The 8,781-nt window shown below is 67.6% G+C and carries 5 protein-coding genes, 1 tRNA gene and 1 rRNA gene; all 7 read left to right on the top strand.

Annotation, left to right across the window (positions count from 1 at the left end; translation table 11 throughout):
- Positions 1–115, top strand: a 5S ribosomal RNA gene (gene rrf, locus IC605_RS23310); the annotation flags it as partial.
- Between the two features lie 23 nt (positions 116–138).
- Positions 139–214 (top strand) — tRNA-Gly (locus tag IC605_RS23305).
- Positions 215–312: 98 nt separating this feature from the next.
- Positions 313–1,485 carry a tRNA guanosine(34) transglycosylase Tgt gene (gene tgt, locus IC605_RS23300; RefSeq protein WP_216329492.1) on the top strand — a complete coding sequence of 391 codons (1,173 nt, stop codon included), beginning with the start codon at positions 313–315 and terminating at the stop codon, positions 1,483–1,485.
- A gap of 526 nt (positions 1,486–2,011) precedes the next feature.
- Positions 2,012–4,876, top strand: coding sequence for an S-layer homology domain-containing protein (locus IC605_RS23295; RefSeq protein WP_343216705.1), 2,865 nt, complete (start codon positions 2,012–2,014; stop codon positions 4,874–4,876).
- Positions 4,877–4,954: 78 nt separating this feature from the next.
- Positions 4,955–5,908, top strand: a complete 954-nt coding sequence (locus IC605_RS23290) for a manganese-dependent inorganic pyrophosphatase (protein ID WP_216329488.1) — start codon at positions 4,955–4,957, stop codon at positions 5,906–5,908.
- 41 nt (positions 5,909–5,949) lie between these two features.
- A complete protein-coding gene (locus tag IC605_RS23285; RefSeq protein ID WP_216329486.1) occupies positions 5,950–7,203 on the top strand; it encodes a bifunctional folylpolyglutamate synthase/dihydrofolate synthase in 1,254 nt (417 codons plus the stop codon).
- Between the two features lie 54 nt (positions 7,204–7,257).
- Complete coding sequence (locus IC605_RS23280) at positions 7,258–8,751, top strand: carboxypeptidase M32 (RefSeq protein ID WP_216329484.1); 1,494 nt, start codon at positions 7,258–7,260, stop codon at positions 8,749–8,751.
- Positions 8,752–8,781: the final 30 nt, after the last annotated feature.

Here is an 8,781-nt window from a genome sequence, read left to right as displayed (position 1 = left end):
CCGTGCCCACAGCGCCGTGGACCCACCCCATCCCATGCCGAACTGGGTCGTGAAACATGGCCGCGCCTATGATACTCGGACCGCAGGGTCCCGGAAAAGTCGGTCAGCGCGGGGGTTTTTCTTTTGCTCCACAGCACCGCGGGAGTAGCTCAGCTGGTAGAGCACTACCTTGCCAAGGTAGATGTCGCGAGTTCGAATCTCGTCTCCCGCTCCACCCCCACCCCACCCGCTCCGGTGGGGCTTTTTGCGTGGTCCAGTAGAATTTGGGGCTGCTTCCACCCTCCAGCATCAACCTTCAGGCAGAATGCCCGGATGTTCGAGTTCGAGGTTCAGCATCGAGATGGACGGGCAAGGGCGGCCACATTCAGCACACCACGCGCAACGGTGCAAACACCCATGTTCATGCCCGTGGGAACCCAGGGGACGGTCAAGGGCATCAGTCCACAGGAACTGCTTGATGTGGGCTCTCAAATGATTCTGGCAAATACCTACCACCTGATGCTCAGGCCCGGCGAGCGCTTGGTCGAGGCGCATGGAGGGTTGGCGGGTTTTACGGCCTATCCCGGCCCTTTCCTGACAGACTCGGGAGGCTTTCAGGTCATGAGCCTGGGGCATCTGCGCAAGATTACCGAGGAAGGGGTGACCTTCAAAAGCCATGTGGACGGGAGTCTTGTAAATCTGACACCGGAGCGCAGCATCGGCGTGCAGGAGGCATTGGGCGCGGACGTGATCATGGCCTTCGACGAGTGCCCCCCCTATCCGGCCGAGCGGGACTACATCCGCCGCAGTCTGGAGCGCACCGTGCGGTGGTTGGAGCGATGTCAGGCTGTGAAGAGTCGCGGTGATCAGGCGCTGTTTGCCATCGTGCAAGGTGGAGTTCACGAGGACCTTCGGGCCCTGAGCCTGGACCTGACGCTGCCGTTCGAAACACCGGGATTTGCCATCGGGGGTCTGGCCGTGGGGGAGCCCAAGGAAGAGATGTACCCGGCCGTCGCCTCGACGGCGGCGCAGCTGCCCGAGCACAAGCCTCGTTATCTGATGGGCGTCGGGCACCCCGAAGACCTCGTGGCCGCTATCGCCCTCGGTGTCGATATGTTCGACTGTGTATATCCCACGCGCACAGGACGGTTTGGGTACGCCCTGACGGATGACGGCCGCCTGAACATGAATTCCAGCGCGCCACGAACCCAGCTCCAACCCCTCGATGCCGACTGCGACTGCTACGCCTGCCTCCACTTCACGCGCGCTTACCTGGCCCACCTTGTCCGGGCCGAGGAACTGCTCGCTCCCCGAATGCTCTCGCTGCACAATGTCCGCTACCTCCACCGCCTCGTGACGCGCGCGCGAACGGCCATCGTCCGGGGTCAATTCCAGCAGTGGGCGACTGGTTGGGCAAGGCGCTATTTCAGGGAGGCCGTGCCCCTATGGTTCCAACAAGCCCTGGACACGTCTGCTCAGGCTTTGAATCCAGTGCATCACCGCTGACTTCCAGGCCGTTGAACGCTGGTCAGCCACGATGTGATGCCTCGTCCACTGATGACAGGTAGATCAGGCTACATGCCAGACCCGAAACCCCATGATTTCGTCTCGTGCCGGCAGCTCCTTTTTGACAGCGGCACTCTTCATCGTCTCGTCAGATAGGTCTTCATCAAGCCCAGAGGGACGAATTCACCCTGCTCTCAGGGTTGACCCTCTGTTCTTCACGCTTGTATCATCCGTCTGATCTGACTTTCCGAAGCCACAGGCGGCGGAGGGCAGATTGCGCGAAAGGGTGCGGAAGGCGAACTGCTCCGGGAGAGGAAACTCGGCAACTCGCCCCACCATCTGCTCCAGTGCCCGATGTGCCTCGGACGCGCGATGCTTTGGGGGTTGTATGAAAAAGAGTTTGTTCGTTCTCACGGCCGCGCTGTCGTTCGGCTTCGCCGCAGCGCAAACGGCCACCCCGGCTGCACCGGCCACGGCGACTCCGGCCGCGGCTCCCGCCGCGTCGCAGGTGCCGACGCTCTCCGACGTGCCCGCCGGCCACTGGGCGAAAGACGCCATCGACCGCCTGGTGAGCCAGGGAATCATCCTGGGCTACCCGGACGGCACCTACCGCGGCACGCAGAACCTGACCCGTTACGAGGCGGCCGTGATCATCGCCCGTCTCCTCGATCAGGTTCGCCAGGGGCAGGTCAACCCCGGTACCCTCGACCAGGGCACCCTGACCTCGCTCCAGAACGCCATTCAGGAGCTGGCCGCCGATTTGACGGCGCTCGGCGTGCGCGTGAGCGACCTCGAAGAGAACGCGGTGAACCGCGAGGACTTCGCCCGCCTGGAGGCGCGCGTGGAGCAGCTCGCCACCGCCAGCGGTGACGCGAACGCCATCGCGCAGCTTCAGTCGCAGATCGCCGACCTGACGGCGCGCGCCGACGACTACGACGCCCTGCGCGCCGACATCGACGACAACGCCAGCAGCATCGCGGCGCTGAACGACCTCACCGTGCTGCTCAACCAGGACATCCTGAACCTTCAGGACCGGGTGAGCGCCGTCGAGAGCGCCCAGGCCGACTTCGTGCAGCGCGCGGACTTCGACAACCTTGCGGGCCGCGTGGGCACCATCGACACCCGCGTGACCACCCTGGAGAACGCGCCGCGCTTTACTGTCTTCGGCACGATCAGCGCGGTGTACGGGCGGATCAACCTGACCAGCGGCACCACCAACTTCGACGTGGACCGCCTCACCCGCCAGACCTTCGCGGACGGCGTGTTCAGCACGGGCGTCAACTGCCCTGCTGTCAGATACGCTGGCCCTGACAATGTCTTAAATACGGCTGATGACATTGTGGGTGGGATCTACGCCGCTTCTGGCAACGCGGTGAGCTGCGTCGATACCAACAACAACTCGTACGTGGGCGACAGCGAGATCAGCTTTGGCGTGCGGGCCAGCAACCTCACGACGGCCAACGGCGCGATCACCGTCAACAACGCGCAGATCGTGTTGGCCGTTGACAACGATGTGCCTTTCCCCGGTGCCGGGGCCGCTAACATCGGCACCCCCGTGACCGTAGGCAGCGCCAGCGCCGACGGCACCATCGCCGGGCAGAAGTTCGACGTGCGCTACGAGTCGTACAACAGCAAATTCAAGTTCAACGACTACCTCTTTGCCAACGACAACGACACCGAGGAGGCCATCCAGCGCCGCGGCTTCGTGATCAACGTGACGGGCAACCCGGCGGACACGGCGCTCCAGCCCAAGGCGACTGTGGTGGTGGGTAATGCGCGTGTCAACCCCGACAAGTTGAACTCCGCATCGACGGCAGATGGTGTGCCAGCTCGTCAGGACCCCATCTTGGTTGGCAACTACTACGGCGTGCGCTTCAGCGTGAACCCGGCGAACTTCGGCACGGTGGGTCTGTCCTTCGCCCAGAACGACGGCAATCGCAGCGCGCTGGGCGTGGACTACAACCTGGGCTTTGGCGCTCGGAACGCGGAGGGCAACGCCCCGTTCAACGTGACCGGCGCGTACGTCGCCAGCATTCCCCAGACGGCTCCTTCGCTTGTGGGCGGTGGCGATGTCGGTGGGACCCTGGCGGCCCGTAATCAGGCGTTTTTCACCAATGCCACGGCTGACTTCGGCGTCGCCAAGATCGCGGGTAACTTCCGCGCCATCGACCCGGCGTTCGCCAACGGCGTTGCGGGCATGTCCGGTAACGACTCCAGCTATTACTACGGCGAAGGCGCTAACGGCTACAAGTCGAGCATGCCTTACACCGCCGGTCAGGGTGACTCCTCTACGCCGCTCGGCCAGGTTGGCTTCGGCGTGGGTGCTGGCACCAACCTGGGTCCGGTGGCGCTCGGCGCGTTCGTTGACTCCTACGTGCCCTACTTCGTGGACGTGAGCACCGACCGCAACACCAGCTTCGGTGTGAGCGCCGGGGCGCGTCTGGGTGCCCTGAGCCTGGTCGGTTTCTACAACCGGGCGACCCTGAACGACGCGGTGATTCATGCGGATCTGAACTACCGTGGTCCCGACGGCAACGGCTTCCTGTACAACAGCAGCACCCCTTACATGGACGTGGCGGACGTGCCGTTCGCGTTCTCCAGCACGTTCGGTGCGCGTCTCCAGCACAACGGCGCGGCTCCCAACGCGCTGATCCGGGGCCTGAGCTTCACCGGTGCGTACGCCCGCTTCTACGGCGACGACATCAACGACTTCCAGGTGTACGGCAACTACACCGGCACGCTCTTCGGGGTGCGGGTTGAGCCGTTCGCGCGCTACCACCTGTTCACCACGCCGAACGACGCGGCCGTGGACTTCAACGGTACGGCGGCCACGACGGATGACGCCCGCACCTACAACACCGTCAAGTACGGTGTGAAGCTCAGCACCCAGCCGCTGACCGCCGTGCCCCTCCAGCCCAGCCTGTTCGTGAACTTCGCCAACCGCATCAGCAACGTGGGCCGTCAGGTTCAGGTGGCGAACGGGACGACGACGGAGCTGTTTGGACAGGCCGGCGTCACCTTCAACCGCTTCCTGGCCCCTAACCTGAGCGCGAGCCTCGGCTACGCCTACTACCAGGGCTTCGGTGTGGGCAGCACGCTCACCGCCAGCAGCGCGAGCGCGGCGACGGCGACCTACAGCGCGACGTCGGACCGCTTCTACCGCAGCCCCCTCGGCGGCGCGAGCGATCCCTACACTGGCGGCAACTTCGGCGCCAACAGTGGCCGTGCGCAGGGCCTCTTTGCTCAGGTGAGCTGGAACGGCCTGTCCGCGAACTACGGCGTGTTCTACCACGACGACTTCCGCCCGACCACGACCGGCACGAACGCGTACACCAACACCGGCCGGAGCATCGCGCAGGGCTTCAAGGTCGCCTACACCTTCCGTTTCTAAACCACTCCGTTCGCGAGGAGGCCCTTCGGGGCCTCTTCTTTTTGCCCACGCCTTTGCCCTGGGCCTTACAATTTCGCCATGCTGGCTGTTTTTGGACACACCAACCCGGACACCGACGCGATCACCTCGGCCCTCGTGTACGCCCGATTGCTCAGCCGTCAGGGGGGAGAGGCGAGGGCCTACCGGCTGGGGGAGCTGAACTTCGAGACGCCTTTCGTGCTGCGGGGGGCGGGGGTGGAGGCGCCCGAACTCCTGCCCGAGCTGGAGGCGGGCGCGGAGGTGGCCCTCGTCGACCACAACGAGAGCGCCCAGTCGGTGCCCAACCTCTCCGAGCTGAGGGTGACGCGGGTGGTGGACCACCACAAGCTGGGCGACCTGACGACCGCGCAACCGCCTTACCTGCGCTTCGAGCCGGTCGGCAGCACGGCGACCATTCTGCTCAAGCTTCACCGTGAGGCCGGGCTGACGGTGGAACGGACCGACGCGCGGCTGATGCTCAGCGCGATCCTGAGTGACACGCTGCACTTCCGCAGCCCCACGACCACGCCGGACGACCGCGCGGCGGTGGAGTTCCTGGCGCCGGTCGCGCAGATCGGGGATGTGGAAGCCTACGCGCTCGCCATGTTCGCCGCCAAGAGCGACCTGGGGGACACGCCCGCCGACACCCTGCTGCGGATGGACTACAAGCTCTTTCCCTTCGGTGACCCGGCGCAGCCCCAGACCCTGCAACAGTGGGGCATCGGCGTGATCGAGACCACCAACCCCGCCTATGTCCTGGGTCGCAGCGCCGAACTCCTCGGCGCGATGGACCGGGCCCGCGCGGAGGACGGTCTCAACGGCGTGCTCCTCTCGGTCGTGGACATCCTCAACGAGACGAACAAGACCCTGGTGCTGTCGGCGACCGAGGAGAAGGTGCTGCGCGAGGCGTTCGGGGTGGAGCCCCGGGAGGGCCTCGCCGATCTGGGCCGGCGCATCAGCCGCAAGAAGCAGATCGTGCCGACGCTCGAAGCCTACTTCACACCGAGTGCCTGACCAGGGAGGGGAGACTCCCCCCGGCGCCCTATCCTGCCCGCATGACCCCCACGGCTGACCTGGAGTGGCTCTTCGCGCGGCAACGCTTCGGCGTTCATCCGGGCCTCTCCCGGGTGCGCGCCCTGCTCGCCCGCCTGGGTGACCCTCAGGAAAACTTCCGCGCCGTGCTCGTCGGCGGCACGAACGGCAAGGGGAGTACCGCCGCGACCCTGGCCTCCATCCTGACGGCGGCGGGAGAGCGGGCGGGTCTTTTCACCAGCCCGCACCTGACGCGCTTTTCCGAACGGTTCGTGGTCGCGGGCCGCGAGTGCTCGCCGGAAGCGGTGCGGGAAGCCCTCGGGCGTGTCCGGCCCCAGGCCGAGGCGGAGGGGGCCTCCTTCTTCGAGATCGTGACGGCCCTGGGCTGCCTGCTCTTCGCCGAGGCTGGAGGAAGGGTGGCCGTGATGGAGGTGGGCCTCGGCGGGCGGCTCGACGCCACCAATGTCCTCGACCCGGTTCTGAGCGTGGTCACAGGGGTTGCCCTCGACCACACCGCCATCCTGGGCGACACGCGGGAGGCCATCGCGGGCGAGAAGGCGGGCATCCTCCGCGCCGGGCGCCCCGCCGTGACGGGGGTGGACGCCGACCTCCTGCCCCTGCTGGAGACGCGGGGGGCCGACCTGTGGGCCCTCGGGCGGGAGGTGGCGCTGGAGACAGCTCCACTCGGCTGGGACGGCTGGGACGTGCGCCTGAGGCTGCCGGGGACGGCCCTGTCCTTCCACACCCCACTGCTCGGCGAACACGGGGCACGCAACGCCTCGCTCGCCGCCGCCGCCGCCCACCGCCTCGGGGTGGGGGAGGGGGCGATCCGGGCGGGCACGGCGGGGGTGCGCTGGCCGGGCCGCCTGGAGGCGTTGCCGTGGCGGGGGGGGCGGGTGCTCCTCGACGGGGCGCACAACCCGGACGGGGCTCGGGCGCTCGTGGCGGCCCTGCGGGGGCTGGGGCTGGATCGTCTTCCCGTCGTCTTCGGCTCGGCGGCGGACAAGGACGTGGCAGGGGTGGCGGCGGCCCTGCGTGAGGTGGCGTCCGAGGTGATCCTGACCCGCGCCGTCCTCAGCCCGCGCGCCGCCGATCCCGCCGACCTCGCCCCACACTTCGAGGGACTGAATGTTCACCTGACGGATTCGCCGGAGGCCGCGCTCGACCTCCTCCCGCCCGGTGGGCTCGCGGCACTGTGCGGGAGCCTGTACCTGATCGGCGAGGTGCGCCCGCTGCTCCTCGGTGAGGCGGGAGAGGAGTGGGAACGCTGGCAGTGAGCTGAGCCCCCCGCCAAATGACGTAGCGCCGCCGCCGGGCGCTAGGCTGCGGGCATGAGCATGGACGAACTGAAGCGTCGTCTCGGGCAGGTCAGCGACCTGGAGGCCGCCGCCGGGCTGATGTCGTGGGACCAGGAGACGCAGATGCCCCCCGAGGGAGCCCGGGTGCGGGGCCTCCAGATGGCGACCCTGGAGGGGCTGGCGCACGAACTCTTCACCTCCCCGCGCACCGCCGAGTTGCTGGACGCCGTGGGCACCCCCGCCGACGAGACGGACGCCGCCGTCGTGCGGGTGACCCGCCGCGACCTCGACAAGGCGGTCCGGCTGCCCACCGGGTTTGTCGAGGAGGCGGCCCGTGCCCGCAACGAGGCGCACCACGCCTGGCTCCACGCCCGCGAGCACAGCGAGTTTGCCACCTTCGCGCCCCACCTCGAAAAGATGCTCGACCTCGCCCGGCGCCAGGCCGATCTCCTGGGGTACGAGGACCACCCCTACGACGCCCTCCTCGACGAGTACGAGCCGGGGATGCGGGCCCGGCAGGTGCGGGAGGTTTTCGCCGACCTGCGCGACCGCACCCTCCCCCTGCTGCGGCGCATCACGGCGGCGGGGGACGCGGCGGACTACGGCGTGCTCACCCGCCCCTTTCCGTTCGGGGCGCAGAAGGCCTTCGCGTGGCGGGTGGCGGGCGAGGCGTTCGGGCTGGGGCCGGACTTCTCGCGGCAGGACGAGAGCGCCCACCCCTTCCAGACGAACTTCAGCCGCGAGGACGTGCGGATCACGACCCGGGTGGAGGAGTACTGGCCCGCCTGCCTGTTCGGCACCTGGCACGAGACCGGGCACGCGATGTACGAGCGGGGGGTGGCGCCGCGCTGGGAACGCACGCCCGTGTCGGCGGGGGCCAGCCTGGGCGTCCACGAGAGCCAGTCGCGGATGTTCGAGAATCTCCTCGCCCGCTCCCGTCCCTTCTGGGAACGCTACCTCTCGGCCCTCGCGGAGGTGGCACCCGAGGTCACGGCGGGCCTCGACGCGGGGACGCTCTACCGGGCCGTCAACCGCGTCCGGCCCAGCCTGATCCGGGTGGAGGCCGACGAGGTGACCTACAACTTCCACATCATGCTGCGCTTCGAACTCGAACTCGCCCTGCTGGGCGGCGAGCTGCGGGTGGCCGACCTGCCGGAGGCGTGGAACGCGAAGATGAGGGAGTACCTGGGCCTGACGCCGCCCGACGACGCGCAGGGGGTCTTGCAGGACATCCACTGGTCGGCGGGATTGATCGGCTACTTCCCGACCTACACCCTCGGCAACCTCCTCAGCGTGCAGCTCCTGGAGGCGGCGAGGCGGGACGCGGAGGTCGCAGCGGGGGTCGGGCGCGCCGAGTACGGTTCCCTCCTCGCGTGGCTCGCCCGGCACGTCCACGGGCACGGCCGCAGCCTCACGCCCGCCGAACTCACCGAACGGGCCACCGGGCGCCCCCTCACCGCCGATCCCTACGTCGCCTACCTGCACGCGAAGTACGAGGACATCTACGGGTTGAAGGCGGAGGGCTGAAGAGAAAAGGCAGAGGACCGGGGCAGCTTG

The organism is Deinococcus aestuarii (genome assembly GCF_018863415.1).
GTDB classification, from domain to species: domain Bacteria; phylum Deinococcota; class Deinococci; order Deinococcales; family Deinococcaceae; genus Deinococcus; species Deinococcus aestuarii.
Note: the sequence above shows the minus strand (reverse complement) of the source record. Positions and strands in the feature narration are given on the sequence as shown.

What these genes read in the sequence shown, in the direction of transcription:
- IC605_RS23290 (WP_216329488.1), top strand. Translation starts at nt 4,955, where the DNA reads ATGCTGGCTGTTTTTGGACACACCAACCCGGACACCGACGCGATCACC.
- tgt (WP_216329492.1), top strand. Translation starts at nt 313, where the DNA reads ATGTTCGAGTTCGAGGTTCAGCATCGAGATGGACGGGCAAGGGCGGCC.
- IC605_RS23285 (WP_216329486.1), top strand. Translation starts at nt 5,950, where the DNA reads ATGACCCCCACGGCTGACCTGGAGTGGCTCTTCGCGCGGCAACGCTTC.
- IC605_RS23280 (WP_216329484.1), top strand. Translation starts at nt 7,258, where the DNA reads ATGAGCATGGACGAACTGAAGCGTCGTCTCGGGCAGGTCAGCGACCTG.